This is a genomic window from Baekduia sp. (genome assembly GCF_035685985.1).
GTDB lineage: Bacteria > Actinomycetota > Thermoleophilia > Solirubrobacterales > Solirubrobacteraceae > Baekduia.
In genome coordinates, this window is sequence record NZ_DASRZV010000029.1 from 115,612 (window position 1) to 135,549 (window position 19,938).

Below are 19,938 nucleotides of genomic sequence, written 5' to 3' on the forward strand. Positions count from 1 at the left end.
GTCACGGACGGGCGACATGCTGGGACGACCGGGTCAACGAAGGAGGCGGACGATCGTGCGAGAGGCGAGCAGCGTGAGCGGCGTCGGGACGGAGCGGTTCCCGTGGGCCGTGCGCGAGGCGTGGGAGGACAGCTTCCTGGCGCGCCTGCCCGATCCTGCCGCGCGACTGCTCCTCGACGACGCCCGCCTCACGCGCCTGGCCGCCGGCGAGATCTTCTACCGCGGCGCGCACCACGAGGAGACCGTGACGCTCGCGTTGGTCGTCGACGGCCTGCTGAGAAGCTACGTCAACGGACGCGACCGCCAGGTGACCGTTCGCTACGCGTCCTCGGGCGCGGTCGTCGGCCTCGAGGAGATGCTGCTCGGCGGCACCGGCGAGCTCGGGCGGCGCTCCTCGGAGCGCTGGCGCATGCTCGGTGGCGCGGCGCACGACGGCGAGGCGCTACGGGACAGCCTGGTCCTCAAGATCCGGCCGGCGCGGCTGCGCGCCGCGATGGAGCACGACGTTGCCGTCACGCGCGAGGTCACCGTCCATCTCGCGACGCGGCTGGCCGAGACGCACCGCTCGCTGGCGGCCGACCTCTTCCTGCCGGTCAGCGGCCGGGTCGCTCACCACCTCCTCAACCTGGCCGAGTGGGACGGCTGCGCGATGGTGGTGCGCAAGAGCCATCACCACATCGCCGGCGCGGTCGGCTCGGTCCGCGAGGTCGTGTCCCGCGCCCTGAAGCGCATGGAGCACGACGGGCTGGTCGATCGCGTCGGCGGCCCGGCCGGGCCGCTGCGCCTGGTCGACCCGGCGGCCCTTCATCGTCTCGCCGCGGGCGGCGCGGGAGACGAGCTGGCCGCCTGAGCTCTGTGGGGCGTGAGCCTGACGGGCACCGACTTCGAGGTCGGGGTGCCGGACTCCAGCGCGACGCTGTCGAGGGGCACCAACGCGTTGGTCTCGGGGTAGTAGGCGGCAGCGCAGCCGCGCGGCGTGTCGTAGGCGATGAGGCGGAAGCGCTCGGCGACGCGGTCGCCGGGGCCGACGAGGTCGACCACGTCGCCGTCGGCGAACCCGAGGTCGCGCAGGTCGTGGGCGTTGATCAGGACGACGCGGCGCCCGGCCTTGATCCCGCGGTATCGGTCGTTGAGCCCGTAGATGGTGGTGTTGTACTGGTCGTGCGAGCGGAACGTCTGCAGCAGCAGGTGGCCGTCCGGGACCTCGACGACCTCCTGCGGGTTGACCATCAGCTGCGCGCGCCCGTTCGGCGTCCGGAATTCACGCGCGTCCCGCGGGGGATGGGGGAGGACGAAGCCGTCTTCGGCGCGGTTGTTGAAGTCCTCGAAGCCCGCGATCGCCCCGGCGATCGCGTCGCGGATCATGTTGTAGTCGTCAGCCCATGACAGCCACGGGACCGGGACACGGTCCGGGCCGAGCACCTCGTGGGCCAGCTCGCAGACGATCGCGACCTCGGACTTGACCTCACCCGACGGCGGCTTGAGCCTGCCCCGCGAGGCGTGCACGGCGCTCATCGAGTCCTCTACCGTGACGAACTGCTCGCGCCCGGCGCGCACGTCGACGTCCGTGCGGCCCAGGGCCGGCAGGAGCAGCGCCTCACGCCCGCAGGTCAGGTGCGCGCGGTTGGGCTTGGTCGCGACGTGGACGGTCAGCTCGCAGCGGCGCAGCGCGGCGTCGGTCGCGCCGGTGTCGGGCGAGGCGGACAGGAAGTTGCCGCCCATGGCGATCAACACCTTCACCTTGCCGTCGCGCATGTGCTCGATCGTCTCGACGACGTCGACGCCGTGCTCGCGGGGCATCGGGAAGCCGAGCGCGGCCTCCATCCGGTCCAGGAACTCGGTCGTGGGCTTCTCCCAGATCCCCATCGTGCGGTCGCCCTGCACGTTGGAGTGGCCGCGAACGGGGCACGCGCCGGCGCCGGGCTTGCCGATCATCCCGCGTAACAGCAGGGTGTTGACGACCTCGCGGATCGTCGCGACCGAGTTGCGGTGCTGGGTCAGGCCCATGGCCCAGCAGGCGATCGTGCGCTCGGAGGCCATGACGAGGCGTGCGAGCTCCTCGACCTCCGCGCGCGCCAGGCCCGTGACGCGCGCGGTCTCGTCCCAGTCGATGGTGGCCAGCTCTGCGCGTAGAGCCTCAAGGCCATCGACGTGGGCGGCCAGGAACGCGTGGTCGAGGGTGTCGGCGGCCAAGATGAGGTGGTTGACCGCGCGGAACAGCGCGAGGTCGCCGTTGATGCGGATCGGCAGGTGCAGGTCGGCCAGATGCGCCCCGCGCGCGAGCATGCCGCGGACCTTCTGCGGGTTGTCGAAGCGCGTCAGACCCGCCTCACGCAGCGGGTTGATCGAGACGATCTTCGCGCCGCGCCTCTTGGCCGCCTCCAAGGACGACAACATACGCGGGTGGTTCGTTCCCGGGTTCTGGCCGACGACGAGCAGCAGGTCGGCGTGCTCGACGTCTTGCAGGGAGACCGAGCCCTTGCCGATCCCGATCGTCTGCGTCAGCGCCACGCCCGAGGACTCGTGGCACATGTTGGAGCAGTCGGGCAGGTTGTTGGTGCCCAACGCGCGGACGAGCGCCTGGTAGGCGAAGGCGGCCTCGTTGGACGTGCGCCCGGACGTGTAGAACGCGGCCTCGTCCGGCGAGTCGAGGGCCTTGAGACGGTCGGAGATCAGCCGGTAGGCGTCATCCCAGGAGATCGGCACGTAGGAGTCGGCGCCGGGCGCGAGGTGCAACGGGTGCGTGAGGCGACCCTGCTTGCCGATCCAGTAGTCGCTCTGGGCCGCCATCTCGGCGACGGGCCATTGCGCGAAGAGGTCCGGGCCGGCGCGCAGGAGCGTGGCCTCCTCGGAGACCGCCTTGGCGCCGTTCTCGCAGAACTCCGCGTGGTGGCGGTGCTCGGGGTCGGGCCACGCGCAGCCCATGCAGTCGAAGCCGCCGGCTTGGTTGATCAGCGACAGCGTTCGCGCGGTCCGGGCGACGCCCATCTCGCGCAGGGAGTGGCGCATCGCCGAGAGGACGGCCGGGAGCCCGGCGGCGTGACCGCTCGCACCCGAGACCGTCGGCGGCCGCTCGTCGGATCCGGCGCCGGGACGTGGTGGGCGGCGGGTCAACGCCGGGTGGCGCGCATCGCGTGTCGGCGCATCGGCCTGAGGCTACAGGCCGCGCGTCGCGGTCCCTGTGACCGTGGTCCCGGCGAGCGCCGGGCCCCTGAAACTTGTCATGTCAAGCTCTTTCGCTATTCTCTTGTCATGACAAGTAAATTGGACGCAGGGACGCTCTGATGGAAGCCGTGATCTGGATCGTGCAGATCCTGCTCGCCACCGTGTTCCTCCTCGCCGGGCTCACGAAGCTCGGCCAGCCGCGCGAGAAGCTCGTTGAAGGCCCGATGGCTTGGGCCGGAGACTTCTCCGACGTGCAGGTCAAGGGGATCGGCGCGCTCGAAGTCCTGGCGGCGATCGGCCTCATCCTCCCGGCGGCGCTCGGTGTCGTGCCGGTCCTCACGGCGCTTGCCGCCGCCGGGCTCGTGCTGGTGATGATCGGCGCGGCGCGCACGCACGTCGGTCGAGGCGAGGCGCAGATGGTCCCCGCCAACCTGGTCCTGGGTGCCCTCGCCCTCTTCGTGGCCATCGAGCGCTTCGGCCCGCATTCGCTGTAGGGGGCCGCGATGTCCCCCATGGCTCCAGCCCGTCGACCGAGCGCCGCCCGCACGACGGCCGAGGACGCGCTCACGCTCGGCCCCGTGCACCTCGACATCACCGATGAGGCCCGCTCCCGAGGCTTCTGGCAGGGCCTGATCGGCCTCCGGGAGGTCGATCGTCGCGGCGAGGCCATCCATCTCGGTGTCGACGACGCCGAGTTGGTGGTGCTGCACCCCGGCGCGGTCCGCCCGGCGGCCGGCCGCGGGCGCACCGGCCTCTACCACCTGGCGATCCACCTCTCGAGCGAGGCCGACTTCGCGCGCGTGCTCGGCCGCATCGCCCAGGCCCGCTACCCGCAGTCGCCGACCGATCACGTCATGCACTGGGCCACGTACCTCGACGATCCCGACGGCATCGGCCTCGAGCTGAGCTTCGAGACGATCGACCGGGTCGACCAGTTCACGACCGTCGGTGGGCGCCCGATGGTCGTCGATCGCGACGGACGTCTGCGATCCGGGGTCGAGGCGCTCGACCTGCAGGAGGTCTTCGCGCATCTCGGCGACGGCTCGTACGAGAGGCCGATGGCGCCCGAGGCGCGGATCGGCCACGTCCACCTGACGGTCTCGGACCTGGAGCGGTCGCTGGCGTTCTACGCCGACGTGGTCGGCTTCACGCCTGCCATCGTCGCCCCGGCCCATGGGGCCGGAGACATGTCGGCGGGTGGCAGCTTCCCGCACCGCCTGGCCCTGAACGTCTGGCAGGGACCCGACGCGCGGCCCGCTCCGCCCGGCACGGCGGGCCTGCGCCATTTCGAGATCCGCGCCCACGACGGCAGCGGCAGAGCCGACGGTGCGCTGCGGCACGACCCAGCGGGCAACGCTTTCACCCTGTCAGCCTAAGCTGGCAGGGACGATGAGCGCCACCGACGACACCGACGCGGCCCGTCGCGCGACCTACGTGATGGGCGACGGCATCGCAGCCGACTGGGCGCCTGAGCGGCTCGCCGCCTGGACGGCGTTCGTCGAGCTCGCCGGCCGGATCAAGCAGGTTCACGACAAGGAGTTCGAGGCCGAGCACGCTCTGAGCCTGAGCATGATCGGGCTGATGGGCCGGTTGGCGGTGGCCGAGCGCCGCACGCTCCGCCTGACCGACCTTGCCACGGCGATGGGTCTCAGCCTGGGTCGCGTGTCACGCATCGTCGACATCCTGGAGCGCCGCGGGTTGGTCGAGCGAGGTCCGTGCCCGTCGGACGCTCGGGCCATCAACGCCCACCTGACGCGGCGCGGCCTCGCGCAGGTGCGCAAGGCCCAGGCGACCGTCCGCGCCGCGGTCGAGCGCGACTTCGCGTTCGCGCTGGACGACGACGAGACCGCCGCGCTTGCCGGCGCGCTGGCGCGGATGCTCGCGCGGCTCGGTGGGGGCGACGACGGGGCCGACACCTGCTCCGGCGTGGGCTAGCTGACGCCCTTGCACCTTTGCGGCCGGCTTGGGCGGCATTCCTTCTGCTCGGGCGTTCGGCGCCGGCGGCGCCGCGGCTCGGGGCTCGCATCCTTAAAGCTAGAACGCTAGCTTTAATCTCGTTCGGGAAATGGCCGCGAAGCGCGGTCGGTCGAGGAGGGAGAGCGCGGTGAGCGTCGAGACGTATGTGGGCGGGCGACTCGTGTCCGTCGATGTGATCCACGAGTGGGAGCTTCGGCGCATCGTGCGTGTCGCGCGTTCGTTGCGACGCGCGTTCGGTCTGCCCAAGGCCGACATCGCCCGTGACGAGCGGGGCAGAGCGCGCGACGTCGCCGAGATGCGCGACGCGCTGGTCGATCTGAAGCTCGGCATTGGTGTCGACGCACTGCGGTCGAAGATGCGGCGCCAGGTGGATCTCACCGCGGGCTCGACCAAGGTCATGAACATGGCCGGTCGCGGTCGGCGCCGGTCGAGCGTGATCGAGATGTTCGTGCACGGCTGCGTGGCCGCCGACATGCGGGATCGCTACTTCGGGTTGATGTTGCACAACTCGCGACGCAACCGGCACATGACGCTCGCGGCGAACCCGGACCACCATGTCCTCGAGGCTCATGAGGGCAGTGTTCAGGAGGTCGTCGAGACGACGGGCGGTTCGCCGATGGCCTCACGGTTCTTCGTGCGCTACGGCGTCGAAGACGGTCTGACCTCGCGTCCCGACCCGCTGTTTCCCGAGCAGATCGTTGGCGTCTGCTGCCTCGCCGACGGGACCGAGATCGGCGGTGTTCGTCATCAGCTCCGCGATCACCAGGACGGAATGCACGCTCGCCTGGAGGTCGAGTTCCCCGCCTTGCTGCTGCCGCACATGATTCAGCAGCATCAGATGCATCTCGCCTGCGAGTTCCACCGCTGGTTCAGCGACCTGCTGATCCCGATCAACTACGAGCCCGAGGCGCTTCCGCCCGGACCATGAAGGAGCTGCGCGTGGTCACCGCCGTCTCTGGTGACCTGGCAGGGTGGACGCGGTGAGCTCGGAACCCACTCGCAGATCCCGGCCGGGGGGCCGGTCGGCGCGCGTGCGCGCGGCGGTCCTGGACGCCGCGCTCGCGGCACTGCTCGAGCACGGCTACGACGGGATGAACGTCGCCGACATCGCCCGGACGGCCGGTGTCGCGGAGACCACGGTGTACCGCCGCTGGGCGACGAAGGCCGACCTGGCAGCGGCCGCCATCGGTGAGTTGGCAGTTGTCGAGAACCCGCTGCCCGACACGGGATCGCTGCGTGGCGACTTGCGCGCGCTTCTGGCGCAGATCATGGCTCTGCTGCGCCGGCCGGAGGTTGAGCGGCTGGCACGGGCCGCGGTCGCGCTCGCCGGGGATGATCCGCGCAGGTCCGAAGCCCGCACCGCGTTTTATCGGGCCCGGACCGCAGGCTCAGCGACGGTCGCCGTCCGCGCCATCGAACGCGGCGAGCTGCCCGCGGGCGCCGACGCCGAAGCGGTCATCGAGTACCTGGTCGCGCCCGCCTACCTGCGCCTGCTCCTGACCGGTGGCCCGCTGGACGAGGTGCTCCTGGACGACAGCGTCGATCGGACGATCGCGGCGTTTGCACGCTGAGCGTCGCCTCGGTCCAGGCCTGGAGCAGCCGCACCGACCGCAAAGGCCTGCGGGGCTTTCCTCGTTCTGCGGCGAAACCTGCGTGCCACGCGGATCGCGTGCGGCTTGACCCAGGAGCAGGTCGCGCTCGGCGCGCGGATGGCCCGTCAGCGGGTGACGCGGAACCGCTTGGTGGCCGAGGCGATCTTGTGCCCGGCCTGGCGCAGCGTGACGGTTGCGGTGTAGGTGCCGCGCGGCAGGCGGCCGCGGTGCAGGCGCAGGTCGACGAGGCTGCCGGGAAGGATGCGCTGGGCGGCGATCGTGTCGCGCAGCGTCCCGGAGGCGGAGACGATGCGGCTCGCGCCGCTGATCGGCTCGACCGTGTTGCCGAGGTTGCGCACCGCAAGGACGGCGTTGGTGCCGTCGGCGCTCGCCGGCCCGACGCGTACGCGGAGCTTGCGCCGGGCCGGCGTCGGGCTCAGGCGCAGGCCGCCGAGCAGCCGGTAGCGGACCTTGACGCCGTTGGCCGTGCTGCCTCCCTTCGGCGTTCCGAGGACCTCGATGGCGCCGTAGAGCGAGTCCGATCCGGGGCGTGAGAGCAGCGTCGCCGCCACGGTGCGCGCCTCGCCCGGCGCGAGCGTGAACGCGGTGGCGCCGAGGCGGATCTGAGGGAGCGTCCGGCGGCTGTCGGCGTCGACCGCGCCGGAGCGCGCCTGCACCCATGGGCGCGCGCGGATCCGAACCGCGATCGACCGGTTCGACCCGTTGGCGACCCGCAGCTGCCCGACGGCGCCCGGTGCGGCGGTGTGCTCGATGATGGCGGGCGAGATCGCCAGGCCGCCGGAGGCGGTCGTGGTCGCGGCGGACGCGGCGGCCCCGCCGATGGCGGCGGTCAGGAACGCGAGCGCGGCGATGTGAGTGCGGGTCATGGGCTCTGAGGTCCGTAGGTGATGGTCAACTCGGTCGTGCCGCGGGCGCGTGCGGCGGCGCGGGCGCCGGTGATCGGCTTGTCGTAGGTGTGGAGCTCTCGCCCGTCGGCGCTGAGCCGCGTGGGGGCGACGGTGGCGGTGACGGTCGCCTCCACTCGGTCGGGCGCGGTGCGCTTCAGCGACAGCTCGACCATGCCGTCGACGGTCCCGGTCACGCCCGTGCCGGCCGCGCCGCCTGCGGCCGCGACGAGCGCCGCGGCCACCGCTCCGACGACCCCGAGCGCGATCCGCCGCCTCACCGCGCGGCCTTTTTCGTGCTCTTGGCCACGACGATCACGATCCGCACCTCGCTGGTGCCCTTCGCCGAGCGGTGCCGGAAGATCAGCGTGCGCGACGACGTGTAGGACAGGATCACGGTCAGCTTCCCGCCCGTCGCCGTCGTGGCGCCGGTCACGCCGAACGTGTGCCGGCCGACCTTGTTGAGGATCTCGACCGGAACGCCGCGCGGCGCGCTGCGACGCACTCCGGCGGCCACGCAGGTGAGCCTGCCACGGAAGCGGTAACGGCCACCCGCGCGCAGGACCGGATGGCCGTGCGAGATGCGCCGCGGGCGCTGGTCCAACATCATCGACAACCGCGGGCGTAGGCACTGCGGGAACACCCCGGTGGCCGGGGTCGCCGGGGTGCCCGCGCCGCCGACCGGCCCCGCGGACGCGTCCGCGGCCGGCGCGTGCGGGTCTCCGACCACCACGTTGACGCTCGAGGCGAACGCCGGATCCGCACCGGCGACCGCGATCTCGCCGTCGTAGACGGCGGCCGCGTTGCCGGCGCCGTCGAGCACGCGGACGACGAGGTGGTGGGTGCCGGGCGGGATGTGGCTGAGGTCGACGCGCATCGGAACGCCTGTGACTTGGTGGGCGCACCCCGCGAGCGGGAGGTCTGGCTCTGCGGTCGCGCCGCCGTCGAGGTCGGCGCAGCGGTCGTCGAGCGCGACCTCGCTTGCCGGCTGCCCGTCGAGCAGGGCCTGGGCGCGGGCGACGCCAACGCCTGCGTCGGCGGCGTTGACGGTCAGCGACAGCGCGCCTCGCGCTGGGCTGACGACGCCGCCGACCGAGCCGCTCGGCGCGTCGGCGTCGTCGACCTCCAGCACGAGGGCATCGACCCGCACCGCGCCGGCCGAGCCGGCGCCGCAGCGCTCGCCCGCGGGCCGCGCGCACTCAACGCCGGCCGCGACCCAGCCGCCACTCGCCGCGGCGCCGAAGGCGCCGGGCGGCGTTGCCCACGCGTCGAGCAGGTTGACGGACTCGAGCGTCGCGAGGCTGCTGCGCAGCCGGTAGCGCTGCGGCGTTCCGTCGGCGTAGGGCGCCGTCGCCGGGACGATCGTCCGGACCAGCTGAGCGCCGGTCAGCGTCGTGCCGTTCGGGACGTCGGCGCGCCAGCCCGCCGTCGAACCGCCGGCCGGGTCGGGCCGCGAGAACGACGCGACCAGCGGCGCGCCGCCATCGCACACGCTCGGGGACGTCGCGGTCCCGTCCCCGCCCGTGGTCGTGGCCAGGCCCGCGGCGCCGAGCGGCTGGCCGACCGGCCCGTGGCAGCCCCAGAGCGCCACGGGCCGAGCCTGGGCGGTGGCGCCCGCGCCGAGCGCGAGCACCACCGCGGAGAGCCCGGCGATCCGGGTCGAGCTTCCGATGCGGATCGCCATCCCTCGCTACGGCGTGCCGGCCGACAGGGTGAACGTCAGCGTCTTGCCGTAGGTGCCGGCCGTCAGCACGTCGGTCGCGCCGATCGCCTGGCGCAGGCCGACGGTCAGCGGGGCCGCCACGACGCTGGACGGGAACGCCAGCAGCTGCTGGGCGGTCGCGCCGACCGTCGAGTACGAGCACGTCGGCGCCGCGCTGGTGGTCGCGCACGCCTTCAGCGCGGCGGCCAGCGGCGTGGTGCCGTTCAGCAGGAAGCCGGCGTTCGCGCCGGTGTCGCGGACCGTCAGGACCGACGGGCCGGTCGACGTCGCCGTGCCGGTGATCGACGCGTCGTAGTTGTTGGCCACGCCCGGGACGAAGCTCCCGAGGCTCGCCGCCGTCGTGTTGAGCTTCAGGTCGAGCACGCTGCCGACCGTGCCGCTGACGCCGAGCGTCTGGTCCGAGCCCGTCGGGGCCGGCGGCGTCGGCGGGTCCTCGGCCTTCGGCGCGAACGTCACGCTGAACGACTGGTTCGGCCGGTCGATCGTGAACCACGTGCGGATGCTGTCGAACACGGTCGAGGAGCTCAGGAAGCTCGTCGGCGCGGCCGCGGGCGTGCCGGACGGGATCAGGTTGCTGATCGTGTACGACCCGTCGGGATTGACCGTCGTCTGGGCCTGCGTGCCGTCGAGCGCGAAGACCGTCTGGCGCGCGGCGGTGGTGCCGTAGTCGGCCGGCGGCGTGTTGGAGCCGATCGCGCCCGCGGCGATCTGGCCGTTGGCGATCAGCCGGACCGACTGGGGTGCGTCGAACTGCAGCCGCGGGTTGACGACCGACCAGAACGTCTGGCCGTGCGCCGTGAACGTCAGCGTGCCGGCGAAGTTGATGGCGCCGGTCTTGGCCACCGGGTCATACGTGCCCGACGTGCCCGCTGTCGTCGCGGGGCTGCCGGTGGTCGTGGTCGGGAAGATGTAGGGGTACTTCACCCCAGCGCCCGCCGCCGGCTGCGAGCCCGCCGTGATCGTCGCACCGGCCGCCGGTGACGTCGCCGTGACGCTGCCGCCGCCGATGCCAACCGCGTAGTTCGAAAGCGTGCCGGTCCCCGGAGACGGCTCGTGCGGCACGTTCCAGGTCAGGCTCCCCGACCCGACGTCAAACGAGGCCGCGAGGGCCGTCGAGGGTCCGGACATGAGCGCTGAGGCGGCAATGGCGCCCACCACCAGCGTGCCCGTCCGGCACCGCCCGGCCCCACGGATCATCCTTGTCATTGTTGTTGGTGCTCCTGGTTTGAGAGGGATGTGCGTTCCCGCGCTGTTCCCGCTGCGTCATTAGGTCGCCCTAACGTCGCGCACAGTAGCCGATGCTTCGCTCACATGTAGGGCCCCCTAACTCGTACTGGTCGAAGGTCTAGGGGTGTATGTATTAGGGTGCCCTAAGGCACGCCGCGGCGGCCGCGCTCGCCGCCAAACCGTTCCCGCGGGCGGCGGGCGCGACCAGCGCGGCGAGGCTGTGCCTTGCCGGGCGGCCGATGCTCCACGCCGCTTGGTCGTCGATGGTCGAGCGAGGCGCTTGGCGGGCAGGGGTGCCGCGCAGGCTTCATCGCCGCCCGCTGGAGAGGTGGCCGCCGTGCATCACCGTTGAGTGCTGCGTTCCGCTGTTCGGTCGAGCCGGCATGCCTTGGTTTGGCCGACCCGCGGCGACCCGGCGTATCGTCCGTGGGCACACATCGGCGAACGGAGGGCGGTATGAACGTCGGAATCATCGGGGCGACGGGCAACGCCGGACGGGCGATCTTCGCGGAGGCCGTCGGCCGCGGGCATGAGGCGACCGCGATCGTGCGGCATCCGGAGAAGGCGCGGGAGCTGCTCGGTGGCGACGTCCCGGTACTCGACCGTGACGCCTTCGCCCTCGTTCGCGAAGACCTGGTCGCGTTCGACGTCGTCGTCGACGCGTTCTCCACGGCGCCGGCGCAGGCGTACCGGCACCTGGACCTCGCGGCCCGCGTCATAGGCCTCCTGCGCGAGACGACGGCGCCCCGGCTGGTCTTCATCGTCGGCGCGGGGAGCCTGATGACCGGAGAGGATCACCACCTGCTGGTGGAGGATCTCCGCAAGGCCCCCGAAGCGCGGGCATGGATCGCGACGCCGGAGAGCCAGCTCAAGGAGCTGCGGTTCCTCGAGTGGGTCGACAACGTCGAATGGGTTGCCGTGTCTCCTTCCGAGACGTTCGTTCCCGGCGAGGCCGGCGAGGTGGTGCTCGGACGCGACGAGCTGCTCGTCGCACCGGACGGCGCTTCGCGGGTGACCACGGGGACGATGGCGATGGCGATCCTCGACGAGATCGAGCGCCCCGCTCACCGTCAGGAGCGCTTCACCGTCCGCGACGCGTAGACCAGCCCGGGTCAGTCGGGGACGTCCACGGAGATGAGGTGGCTGGTTTCCGGCGGCGTCTCCGCGAGGTCGATCGTGCGCCGCTGGAAGTCACGGTCGGTTCCGGTGAGCCGCTCGTGGTGCTGGCGCTGGTGCTCCTCCCATGTGGGGACGGCGAACAGCTCGACGTAGGACTCACCGTCTTCGCCTTGCCGGTACAGACCCCATCTGATCGCTCCGGTCCGATAGCGCGATTCGCGCACGCGTGCCATCGCCTCCAGGAATCGCGGTGCGTTCGCCGGCGCGACCCTGTAGAGGACCGTGACCACGACGGGCCTTCCGGCGGCGTCGACGTCTGCGGCGAGCTGCGGCTCGGGCCAGTAGACGACGGTGCTGCGGTCCATCCCGCTGGTGTCGATGAACGGCCAGATGCGAATCGTGGCGGCCGCGGCGGCCGCGATCCCGGCGGCGATCAGCAGCGCCTGCACAAGGCCCAGCCCGCCCGCGAGGGCTCCGAACAGCAAAGCGCCGAGCGCCTGGCTTCCGAACAGGACCACCTGGTAGGCAGCCAGGCTGCGCCCGCGAACCCAGGCCGGCAGGAACAGCTGCAGCGAAGCGTTCACGTTGGACAGCACGACGACCCACGCGATGCCGGCGGGCACCAGCACCACCACCGCAGGCACGACGTCTCGCAGCACGGCGATCACCGCGAGCGCGACGGCGTAGACGCCGCCGGCGGCCGTGATCATCTCGTTGGCCGACATCCGCGAGCGGACCCAGGGCAAGAGCAACGCGCCCCCGATCGCCCCGGCCCCGAGCGCGGCCAGCAACAGGCCATAGCCTCCGGACCCGAGCCCGAGCCGCTGCGAGGCGATCAGGGGCAGCAGCGCGAAGAGCGAACTGGCGGGTACGAGGAACAAGGCCGCGCGAAACATGATCCGCCGGACCACCGGCGCATGGCGCACGTACCGCTCTCCGGCCCGCATGGCCGCGCTGAACGGCTCGGGGGTCCTCACCTTCGCCTCTGGCGGCCGCCAGAGGGCGACCACCCCCGCGTAGCAGAGGGCGCAGGCCGCACCGACCGCGAAGGTCTCGCCCACTCCGGCCTGGGCGATCAGCACCCCGGCAATCGCCGGGCCGACCGCCCGGGCGGCGTTGATGGCGATCGAGTTGAGCGCGGCCGCGGCCGGGACCTCCGAGCGGGGGACGAGCTCTGGGAGCAGCGACTGGTAGGCCGGGTTCCCGAGCACGGCGCCCGAGCCCATCAGGAACATCAACAGAAGCAAGAGCGCCGGGGGCATCTTGTCCGCGAGCGTCAGCACCGCCAGGAGCGCGCCGAACGCCGCCACGCCCGCCTGCGTCGCGATCAACAACCGGCGACGGTCGAGCGTGTCCGCCAGCACCCCGGCGATCAGGCCGAAGAACACGAACGGGAGTGCGTTCGCCGTCTGCACGAGCGCCACGAGGACCGACGCGTGCGGACGGTGCACGAGCAGCCACTGCGCACCGACCGTCTGCAACCAGCTCCCGGTGACGCCGGCCAACGACGCCAGCCACAGGGCACGGAACACCGCGATCCGCAGCGGCGCCCACGGCGATCCCTCGGCGCTCTTGTCGCTTCGATGGGGCGCTGGCGCGCTGATGACGACAGGGTGAACGCCGGCCACGCCGGGTTCAAGCCGCGCCGTGCCATCGGCCCGCGGTCACCGACGCGTCGGCATGCGTCTCGCCGGGATGGAACGTCGCGTCGGCCGCGACTCGCTGGGAAGCAGGGGAAGCAGCGCGAAGAGTCGAGGTCGGCCGCCGTGAGGTGCACGGGGCCCATGGTCGTGGCCGCCGATGCGCCGGTGTCCGCGACGTTCGGGCATCGGTCGCGTCTGCGCGCGCCGCCGACCGGGAACCACGGTCGCGACGACGCCGGAACCGAGCTGACGAGGAGGTCGTCATGAGTGGAGCCGACCGGCCGGTCGCCGTGCTGGGCACCGGCCTGATGGGAACGGCGATGGCCCATCGGATGCTGGACCAGGGTCTGGCGGTCGTCGTCTGGGACCGCACGATCGACCACGCGCGGCCGCTGGCCGAGCGCGGGGCCGAGGTCGCCGCGACGGCGGCCGAGGCGGTGCGCGACGCGCGGGCGGTGATCACGATGCTGCCGACGGCCGACATCGTCCTGGACGTCGTCGAGCCGCTGCTCGACGACTGGCCGCAGACGACGATCTGGCTGCAGATGAGCAGCGTCGGGGCCGGCGAGGCCGACCGCCTCACCGAGATCGCCACCGCGCACGGCGTGACGCTGGTCGACGCGCCGGTCTCGGGCAGCACCCATCCCGCCGAGGAGGGGCTGCTGACGATCCTCGCCTCCGGACCGGACTCCACGCACGCGCCGCTGGAGCCGGTGTTCGCCGCGCTCGGGTCGCGTGTCCAGTGGGTCGGTCCGGCGGGTATGGGCTCGCGCCTGAAGCTGGCGGCCAACCACTGGATGATCGCGATGGTCGCGGCGCTGGCCGAGACGATGCATCTGTGTGGGCTGATGGGGCTCGACGATCGGTATTTCGTCGAGCTGCTCGACGGCGGGCCGCTGGGCTGCTCCTACGGCGTGGAGAAGCTCGGCGAGATGCGGCGCGAGGAGTACCCGGCCGGGTTCCCGGTCCGGCTCGCGCTCAAGGACCTCAAGCTGGTCCGGGAGGTCGCGAGCGCCAACTCGGTCGAGCTGCCGGTGCTCGACGCCGTCCTGGAGCGGATCGGCGACGTGTCCCGAACCCACGCCGACGACGACCTCGCCGCGGTGTACGAGATGAAGCTCCCGGCCGCCGGGTAGCCCGGGCGGCATGGCGGTGGGCGTCCATCGCGTGGTGATCGTCGGCTCCGGCTTCGCGGGGCTGTTCGCCGCTCGCCGCCTGGAGGGGGCGCCGTGCGAGGTGACGGTCGTCGACCGCCGGACCTACCACCTCTTCCAGCCGCTGCTCTACCAGGTCGCCACCGGGATCCTGTCCGAGGGCGACGTCGCGCCGCCGACGCGCGAGGTCCTGCGCCGCCAGCCCAACGCGCGCGTCGTGCTGGGCGAGGTCGTCGACGTCGACGCCGCCGCGCGCGTCGTGACCGCCCGCTCGCCGGTCGGCGAGACGGCGCTGGGCTACGACAGCCTGATCGTCGCCGCCGGCTCCGCGCCGTCCTACTTCGGCCACGACGAGTTCGCCGTCCACGCCCCGGGCCTGAAGTCGCTGGACGACGCGCTGGAGGTCCGCGGCCGGATCTTCGGCGCGTTCGAGATGGCCGAGAGCGAGCCGGACCCCGAGCGGCGCGCCGCGTGGCTGACGTTCGCGCTGGTCGGCGCCGGGCCGACCGGGGTGGAGCTGGCCGGCCAGATCGCCGAGCTGTCGCGGCAGAGCCTGCGCGGGCGCTACCGCGCGATCGACCCGGCGACGGCGCGGATCGTGCTGCTCGACGGCGCGCCGCGGATCCTGCCCGCCTTCGACGAGCGCCTGTCGGCGCGGGCGGCCGACCGGCTGCGCGAGCTGGGGGTGGAGATCGAGCCGTCGGCGATGGTCGTCGGCGTCGACGCCGACGGGATCGACGTCCAGGGGTCTGACGGGGCACGGCGCCGGCTGGTCACGCGGACCAAGGTCTGGTCGGCCGGCGTGCAGGCCTCGCCGCTGGGCGCGCTGCTCGCGCGGCGCGCCGGGGCCGCGCTCGGCCGCCACGGGCAGGTCGAGGTCGAGCCCGACTGCACCCTGCCCGGCCATCCCGAGATCTTCGTCGTCGGCGACCTGATGTCCTTGGACGGGCTGCCGGGCCTGGCGGAGGTCGCGATGCAGTCCGGGCTGCACGCCGCGTCGGAGATCGACCGGCGGCTGGGCGGCGATCCCCGGCCGCGTCGCTTTCAGTACCGCGACCTCGGATCGCTGGCGGCGATCTCGCGCGGGTACGCGATCGGCCAGCGCGGCCGCGTCCAGGTGTGGGGACGGCCCGGGTGGGTGATCTGGCTCACGGTGCACTTGGTGTTCCTAACTGGTTTCAAGAGTCGCGTGGCCGCGCTGTTCCACTGGGTCTTCAGCCTCTTCGGCCGGGCGCGCTACGAGCAGTCGACGACCCTGCGGCAGGTGACGGCCCGGACCGCGTCGCCGTCGCGGCCCGGCTGAGGCGAGGTTCTCCGCGGCGATGGACATCCCGGCCGGCTTCAACCCGTCGCTGATCCTGGCGCTCAACCTCGCGGGCACGTTCATCTTCGGGCTGAGCGGCGGGCTGGCCGCGGTCCGCGCCAAGCTGGACATGTTCGGCGTCGTCGTGCTCGCCGCCGTCGTGGCGCTGGCGGGCGGGATCACGCGCGACCTGCTGATCGGGACGCCGCCGGCGACGTTCCGCGACTGGCGCTACCTGGTGGCCGCGGGGGCCGCCGGGCTCGTCTCGTTCTTCGCGCGGCCGCTGCTGGACCGCGTCAACCGCAGCGTGCTGGTCTTCGACGCGTTCGGCCTCGGCCTCTTCTGCGTCACCGGCTCCACCAAGGCCTTGGACTTCCGGCTGGGCCCGGCGCAGGCGATCCTGCTCGGGGCGATCACCGGGATCGGCGGCGGCATGCTCCGCGACGTCCTGCTGCGCGAGGTGCCGACCGTCCTGCGGCAGGAGCTGTACGCGATCCCGGCGCTGCTGGGGGCGGGCGTGCTCGTGCTCGCCCAGAAGACGGGCCACACGGGGCCGGTCTTCCCGATCCTCGGCGTGGCCGTGTGCGTCGTCGTGCGGCTCGTCAGCCTCCACTACGACGTCAGCGTCCCGATCGCGCCCAGCGAGCGCGAGGGCGGGCAGGGCGACGGGCGGCTGAGCCAGGCCGCGAGCCGGCTGCGCCGTCAGGGGTCGGAGCGATGGAGGCGCCGCTCGTCCTCCGGCGGGCGGTCCTCGCGGCCGGGCGGCCCGTAGGTCGTGCGCGACCGCCGCCTTGGCCGCTCACCGACGCTCCCCCGCGGCCGGCGGGTTTGGCGTCACCTCGAGTGACGCTCGCCGCGCATCGTCGAGCACCACGTCCTGCGCAGGCGTGAGTGCTTCGCTCCTATGCGGGCGTCCGTTGGCGCCGGGCCGGGGGCAGTGGCCAACGCAGCCAGTCCTCGAAGATCCGACCGGCCGCGGCCAGGCCGTCGCCCTCCGCTCGGATCGAGGCACCGAAGGCCTCGGCGCGCCCGGCGACTCCTGGAGCGCGTAGCGTGGTCAGTCCGGCGCGGAGGCGGTCGCGGTCGAGATCCCGGAACGGGACATGCGCGCCGATGCCGAGGCGGACGATGTGCTCTCCCCACCAGGGCTGGTCGCCGAGGATGGAGCAGACCATCGTCGGCAGGCCGGCGCCGAGCGAGGCGTGCAGCGTGCCGATGCCGCCGTGGTGCACCGCGGCGGAGCAGCGGGTGAAGAGGCGGTCGTGGTCGACGGTGCCGGCCGCGAAGAGATGGTCCGGCAGCTCGTCGTCGGCGGGCACGCAGTTCTCGCTGACGATCGCCCGCAGGCCGAGCCCCTCGGTGACGGCGGCGATGTCGTCGAGCAGGGGGCGCGGGTCGAGCACGGGCATGCTGCCGAAGCCGAGGAAGACGGGCGGTTCGCCCGCGTCGAGCCAGGCTTCCAGGTCTGCCGGCAGGGTCTCCCCGAGATCGTCGCGCAGCTCCGCCGGCAGGGTCCAGGGCGCCGTCACCGCGATGTGGTCGGGCCAGTCGGAGGGCCGCGGGAAGAGGCTCGAGCTGAGCGCGTACAGCGCCAGGTGGCGGGGGTCGCGCATCAGCCGTCGGATGGTCGGCGCCGCGCTCGGCGCGAGTCCCAGCTCCGCCCGGAACGCGTCGACCGGACCGGACACCTCGCGCCACCAGACCCGGATGGACAGCTCGTGCGCGGCCATGCGCAGCGTGGGCGAGCGCAGCCGGCCGCGCGTCGTGAACGGCGCGTACTCGCGCGACGGCGCCAGCGGGAACGGCACGTAGATCGCGACCGGGACACGGAGCGCGTCGCCGAGCGCGACGGCGCGGTCGATCGTGATGTGGTTGCCGACCAGCACGTCGGCGCCCTCTGCGGCGGCGCGGTGCGCGGCGTCGAGCTCGGGCGCGTGGTGCCGGTACTCCTGCGCCCAGCGGCGCATGAAGGTGAGGCCGCCGGTCTGGAGCAGCTGCTGCCCCTCTGGCGTCCGCAGCCATGCCATCATGTCCAAGGGCAGTGGCGCGGCTCGGAGGCCGGTCTGCTCGACGAAGGCGCGGAACTCCTCGGGCACCGCGACCGTGACGTCGTGGCCACCCCGGGTGAGCACCCAGCCGAGCGCGACGATCGGCGCGACGTCGCCGCGGGTGCCGTGGGCGAACAGCACGATCCTCATGGGTGCAGCGCCTCCACCAGCTCGCGGATGGCCTTCTTCGTCGCTGCCGCGCCGAGACCGCGGTCGCGGCGCAGCAACTTCCAGGTGTACACGTCGGTCGCGCAGGCGAGCAGGTCCAGCCGGCGCTGCCGCGCGGCGCCCCGCAGCCCCGTCAACGCCGCGGGGAAGGATGCCTCGACCCAGCGGCGGTGGTCCGCCCGCCCGCCGTCGAGGAACGTGCGCAGCGCCGGCCTTCGCACCTCGAGCGCGAGCGCCCGGATCACGGCGTCGCCGACGTGCTCGTAGTTATCGATGAGGATGTCGATCGCGCCCGCCACGTCATCCGGCGTCGCGGGCGGCCGTGCCAGCCGGCCCTCGGCCTGATACTCGAGCACCGCCGCCGCGACGTCCTCCTTGGTGCCGAAGTGGTTCACGACCGTCTGCAGCGCCACGCCCGCCCGCGCGGCGATCTGCTTGAGCGTGATGTCGTCGAACCACTGCTCCAGGTACAGCTCGAGGGTCGCATCGATGATCCGCTGCCGGGTGGCGGCGGTCGACGCGGCGCGCTCTCGCATGCGGTACTGCCGGGTCTTGGGCCGCTCCGGCAAATTCATTTGAAAACGATGCTAGTGAAATGGTGGGCACAGGGCAAGCCCGGCGTGCGCCGACTTCGGCCGCACGTTCCGTGTCGCGTCCAACCTCGCGTTCGCCGCGTCGACGTTCACGGGGTTTGGTGCCGCGGCTCCCCGCGACAAATGACGTGCCGGCGTTGCCATGTCGGCCGGTGGCCGATCCGTCGGGTGCCTGATGACGCGGCGGGCGCTGCCCGGCAGCATCGCCGGCATGGCCGACAAAGACTTCTTCGTGTTGGACGCGGTCGTCCATCCGTTCAACTTCGACAAGAGCAACTACGCCGAGCCCGAGGGCGCGCGTGCCATGGCGGAGATGGCCGCGGCGTTCGCCAGCACGGCGGCCGACGAGGGCTACCAGCTGGACCGCGAGCTGTTCATGCGCGACTGGACGGTCGACGAGCTGGCGAACATCTTGTTCCGGGAGAGCCGCACCGACGCGGCGGTCATCATGTCGCTGCCGGTCTTCTCGTTCAAGGACGGCCTCAGCTCGCTGGAGAAGTCGCTCGACGCTCTGGAGCGCTACCCGACGCGGTTCGTCGGCGGCTACGCGTGCGTGGACCCGATGCGCGGCAAGGACGCGCTCGTCGAGCTCGAGCGCCAGGTCGAGCTGTTCAAGCCCTACGGCGGCGCGCTGGGCCTGAAGATGTACCCGGCCAGCTGGCACGACGGCAAGATCGAGTCGTGGAAGATGAACGACCCCAAGATCGCCTATCCGGTGATCGAGAAGGCGCTCGAGCTGGGCCTGCGCCACGTCGCGGTGCACAAGTCGATCCCGATCGAGCCGATCGAGTTCGGCGACGCCTTCAACCCGAGCGACTTCGAGGGCGCGGCGGTCCACTTCCCGGAGATGAACTTCGAGATCGTCCACGGCGGCGTCGCGTTCATCGAGGAGACCGCCCTGCTGCTGGCCCGGTTCCCCAACATCTACGTGAACATGGAGAACCTCAACATGGTCGTCGCGCGCCGGCCGCGCGTGATGGCCCAGATCATGTTGGGGCTGATGCACGAGGGCGGCCAGGCCGTCATGCAGAAGCTGTTCTGGGGCACGGGCACGACGCAGTACCACCCGCGCCCGTGCGTCGAGGCGATGAAGGCCTTCACCTTCCCGGAGGACCTCCTGGAGCGCTACGGCCTGTACATCCCGCTGGAGCAGATCACCGACGAGGACAAGCAGGGCCTGTTCGCCGGCAACTTCTGCCGCCTGCACGGCCTGGACCTCGACGCGATCAAGGCCGGCCAGCGGGGCGACGCCTTCTCCGACGTCACCGAGCTCGAGGCGCCGTGGTCCAACGCCCGGCCCCTGACGCCCGCGGCGGCCTGA

Annotated in this window: 19 protein-coding genes; 11 read left to right on the forward strand and 8 right to left on the reverse strand. The window is 72.4% G+C overall.

Features of this window, described 5'->3' with window-relative positions; translation table 11 throughout:
• Positions 1–73 precede the first annotated feature (73 nt).
• Entirely contained in the window at positions 74–850 is a 777-nt protein-coding gene (locus VFG42_RS19795; RefSeq protein ID WP_324910516.1) for a Crp/Fnr family transcriptional regulator, read from the forward strand.
• Here the strand turns inward: VFG42_RS19795 and VFG42_RS19800 are convergent.
• Positions 805–3,114, reverse strand: coding sequence for an FdhF/YdeP family oxidoreductase (locus tag VFG42_RS19800; protein WP_324910517.1), 2,310 nt, complete (start codon positions 3,112–3,114; stop codon positions 805–807). The genes VFG42_RS19795 and VFG42_RS19800 overlap by 46 nt on opposite strands.
• Positions 3,115–3,284: 170 nt before the next feature.
• Here VFG42_RS19800 and VFG42_RS19805 point away from each other — a divergent pair, with 170 nt between their 5' ends.
• From VFG42_RS19805 to VFG42_RS19825, 5 genes are all read left to right on the forward strand, one after another.
• Complete coding sequence (locus VFG42_RS19805; RefSeq protein ID WP_324910518.1) at positions 3,285–3,659, forward strand: DoxX family protein; 375 nt, start codon at positions 3,285–3,287, stop codon at positions 3,657–3,659.
• Between the two features lie 9 nt (positions 3,660–3,668).
• The gene (locus VFG42_RS19810; RefSeq protein ID WP_324910519.1) at positions 3,669–4,541 is read left to right on the forward strand and encodes a VOC family protein; all 873 of its coding nucleotides are present in this window, start codon (positions 3,669–3,671) and stop codon (positions 4,539–4,541) included.
• A 61-nt stretch (positions 4,542–4,602) separates the two neighbouring features.
• Positions 4,603–5,100, forward strand: coding sequence for a MarR family winged helix-turn-helix transcriptional regulator (locus tag VFG42_RS19815; RefSeq protein ID WP_324910520.1), 498 nt, complete (start codon positions 4,603–4,605; stop codon positions 5,098–5,100).
• Between the two features lie 169 nt (positions 5,101–5,269).
• Positions 5,270–6,070 carry a hypothetical protein gene (locus VFG42_RS19820; protein ID WP_324910521.1) on the forward strand — a complete coding sequence of 267 codons (801 nt, stop codon included), beginning with the start codon at positions 5,270–5,272 and terminating at the stop codon, positions 6,068–6,070.
• Between the two features lie 103 nt (positions 6,071–6,173).
• Positions 6,174–6,713 (forward strand): TetR/AcrR family transcriptional regulator, encoded by a 540-nt coding sequence (locus VFG42_RS19825; RefSeq protein ID WP_324910522.1) that lies wholly within the window; start codon positions 6,174–6,176, stop codon positions 6,711–6,713.
• A gap of 146 nt (positions 6,714–6,859) precedes the next feature.
• Here VFG42_RS19825 and VFG42_RS19830 read toward each other — a convergent pair whose 3' ends face one another.
• Genes VFG42_RS19830 through VFG42_RS19845 form a run of 4 tightly spaced genes read right to left on the reverse strand, consistent with a single transcriptional unit; the run spans position 6,860 to position 10,424 of the window.
• Complete coding sequence (locus VFG42_RS19830; RefSeq protein WP_324910523.1) at positions 6,860–7,621, reverse strand: hypothetical protein; 762 nt, start codon at positions 7,619–7,621, stop codon at positions 6,860–6,862.
• The gene (locus VFG42_RS19835) at positions 7,618–7,920 is read right to left on the reverse strand and encodes a hypothetical protein (RefSeq protein WP_324910524.1); all 303 of its coding nucleotides are present in this window, start codon (positions 7,918–7,920) and stop codon (positions 7,618–7,620) included. Before VFG42_RS19835 ends, VFG42_RS19830 begins: the two co-directional genes overlap by 4 nt.
• The gene (locus VFG42_RS19840; RefSeq protein WP_324910525.1) at positions 7,917–9,323 is read right to left on the reverse strand and encodes a hypothetical protein; all 1,407 of its coding nucleotides are present in this window, start codon (positions 9,321–9,323) and stop codon (positions 7,917–7,919) included. Before VFG42_RS19840 ends, VFG42_RS19835 begins: the two co-directional genes overlap by 4 nt.
• Before the next feature lie 6 nt (positions 9,324–9,329).
• A complete protein-coding gene (locus VFG42_RS19845) occupies positions 9,330–10,424 on the reverse strand; it encodes a hypothetical protein (RefSeq protein ID WP_324910526.1) in 1,095 nt (364 codons plus the stop codon).
• 621 nt (positions 10,425–11,045) lie between these two features.
• Between VFG42_RS19845 and VFG42_RS19850 the strand changes: the two genes are divergently transcribed.
• Positions 11,046–11,690 carry an NAD(P)-dependent oxidoreductase gene (locus VFG42_RS19850; protein ID WP_349260442.1) on the forward strand — a complete coding sequence of 215 codons (645 nt, stop codon included), beginning with the start codon at positions 11,046–11,048 and terminating at the stop codon, positions 11,688–11,690.
• Between the two features lie 11 nt (positions 11,691–11,701).
• Here VFG42_RS19850 and VFG42_RS19855 read toward each other — a convergent pair whose 3' ends face one another.
• Positions 11,702–13,336, reverse strand: a complete 1,635-nt coding sequence (locus tag VFG42_RS19855) for an MFS transporter (RefSeq protein WP_324910528.1) — start codon at positions 13,334–13,336, stop codon at positions 11,702–11,704.
• 143 nt (positions 13,337–13,479) lie between these two features.
• Between VFG42_RS19855 and VFG42_RS19860 the strand changes: the two genes are divergently transcribed.
• The 3 genes from VFG42_RS19860 to VFG42_RS19870 are packed head-to-tail and all read left to right on the forward strand — an operon-like array spanning position 13,480 to position 16,580.
• Entirely contained in the window at positions 13,480–14,487 is a 1,008-nt protein-coding gene (locus VFG42_RS19860; protein ID WP_414642419.1) for an NAD(P)-dependent oxidoreductase, read from the forward strand.
• 10 nt (positions 14,488–14,497) lie between these two features.
• On the forward strand, positions 14,498–15,808 hold the full coding sequence (locus VFG42_RS19865; RefSeq protein ID WP_324910530.1) for an NAD(P)/FAD-dependent oxidoreductase: 1,311 nt from the start codon (positions 14,498–14,500) through the stop codon (positions 15,806–15,808).
• Positions 15,809–15,827: 19 nt separating this feature from the next.
• On the forward strand, positions 15,828–16,580 hold the full coding sequence (locus VFG42_RS19870; protein ID WP_324910531.1) for a trimeric intracellular cation channel family protein: 753 nt from the start codon (positions 15,828–15,830) through the stop codon (positions 16,578–16,580).
• Between the two features lie 130 nt (positions 16,581–16,710).
• Here VFG42_RS19870 and VFG42_RS19875 read toward each other — a convergent pair whose 3' ends face one another.
• Together VFG42_RS19875 and VFG42_RS19880 are read right to left on the reverse strand one after the other, a co-directional pair.
• Entirely contained in the window at positions 16,711–18,006 is a 1,296-nt protein-coding gene (locus tag VFG42_RS19875) for a glycosyltransferase (protein WP_324910532.1), read from the reverse strand.
• The gene (locus VFG42_RS19880; protein WP_324910533.1) at positions 18,003–18,599 is read right to left on the reverse strand and encodes a TetR/AcrR family transcriptional regulator; all 597 of its coding nucleotides are present in this window, start codon (positions 18,597–18,599) and stop codon (positions 18,003–18,005) included. The genes VFG42_RS19875 and VFG42_RS19880 overlap by 4 nt, the downstream gene beginning before the upstream one ends.
• 229 nt (positions 18,600–18,828) lie before the next feature.
• Here VFG42_RS19880 and VFG42_RS19885 point away from each other — a divergent pair, with 229 nt between their 5' ends.
• Positions 18,829–19,938 (forward strand): amidohydrolase family protein, encoded by a 1,110-nt coding sequence (locus tag VFG42_RS19885; protein ID WP_324910534.1) that lies wholly within the window; start codon positions 18,829–18,831, stop codon positions 19,936–19,938.

What these genes read in the sequence shown, in the direction of transcription:
- VFG42_RS19805 (WP_324910518.1), top strand. Translation starts at nt 3,285, where the DNA reads ATGGAAGCCGTGATCTGGATCGTGCAGATCCTGCTCGCCACCGTGTTC.
- VFG42_RS19810 (WP_324910519.1), top strand. Translation starts at nt 3,669, where the DNA reads ATGTCCCCCATGGCTCCAGCCCGTCGACCGAGCGCCGCCCGCACGACG.
- VFG42_RS19815 (WP_324910520.1), top strand. Translation starts at nt 4,603, where the DNA reads ATGGGCGACGGCATCGCAGCCGACTGGGCGCCTGAGCGGCTCGCCGCC.
- VFG42_RS19830 (WP_324910523.1), bottom strand. Translation starts at nt 7,621, where the DNA reads ATGACCCGCACTCACATCGCCGCGCTCGCGTTCCTGACCGCCGCCATC.
- VFG42_RS19840 (WP_324910525.1), bottom strand. Translation starts at nt 9,323, where the DNA reads ATGGCGATCCGCATCGGAAGCTCGACCCGGATCGCCGGGCTCTCCGCG.
- VFG42_RS19850 (WP_349260442.1), top strand. Translation starts at nt 11,046, where the DNA reads ATGAACGTCGGAATCATCGGGGCGACGGGCAACGCCGGACGGGCGATC.
- VFG42_RS19865 (WP_324910530.1), top strand. Translation starts at nt 14,498, where the DNA reads ATGGCGGTGGGCGTCCATCGCGTGGTGATCGTCGGCTCCGGCTTCGCG.
- VFG42_RS19870 (WP_324910531.1), top strand. Translation starts at nt 15,828, where the DNA reads ATGGACATCCCGGCCGGCTTCAACCCGTCGCTGATCCTGGCGCTCAAC.
- VFG42_RS19875 (WP_324910532.1), bottom strand. Translation starts at nt 18,006, where the DNA reads ATGAGGATCGTGCTGTTCGCCCACGGCACCCGCGGCGACGTCGCGCCG.
- VFG42_RS19880 (WP_324910533.1), bottom strand. Translation starts at nt 18,599, where the DNA reads ATGAATTTGCCGGAGCGGCCCAAGACCCGGCAGTACCGCATGCGAGAG.
- VFG42_RS19885 (WP_324910534.1), top strand. Translation starts at nt 18,829, where the DNA reads ATGGCCGACAAAGACTTCTTCGTGTTGGACGCGGTCGTCCATCCGTTC.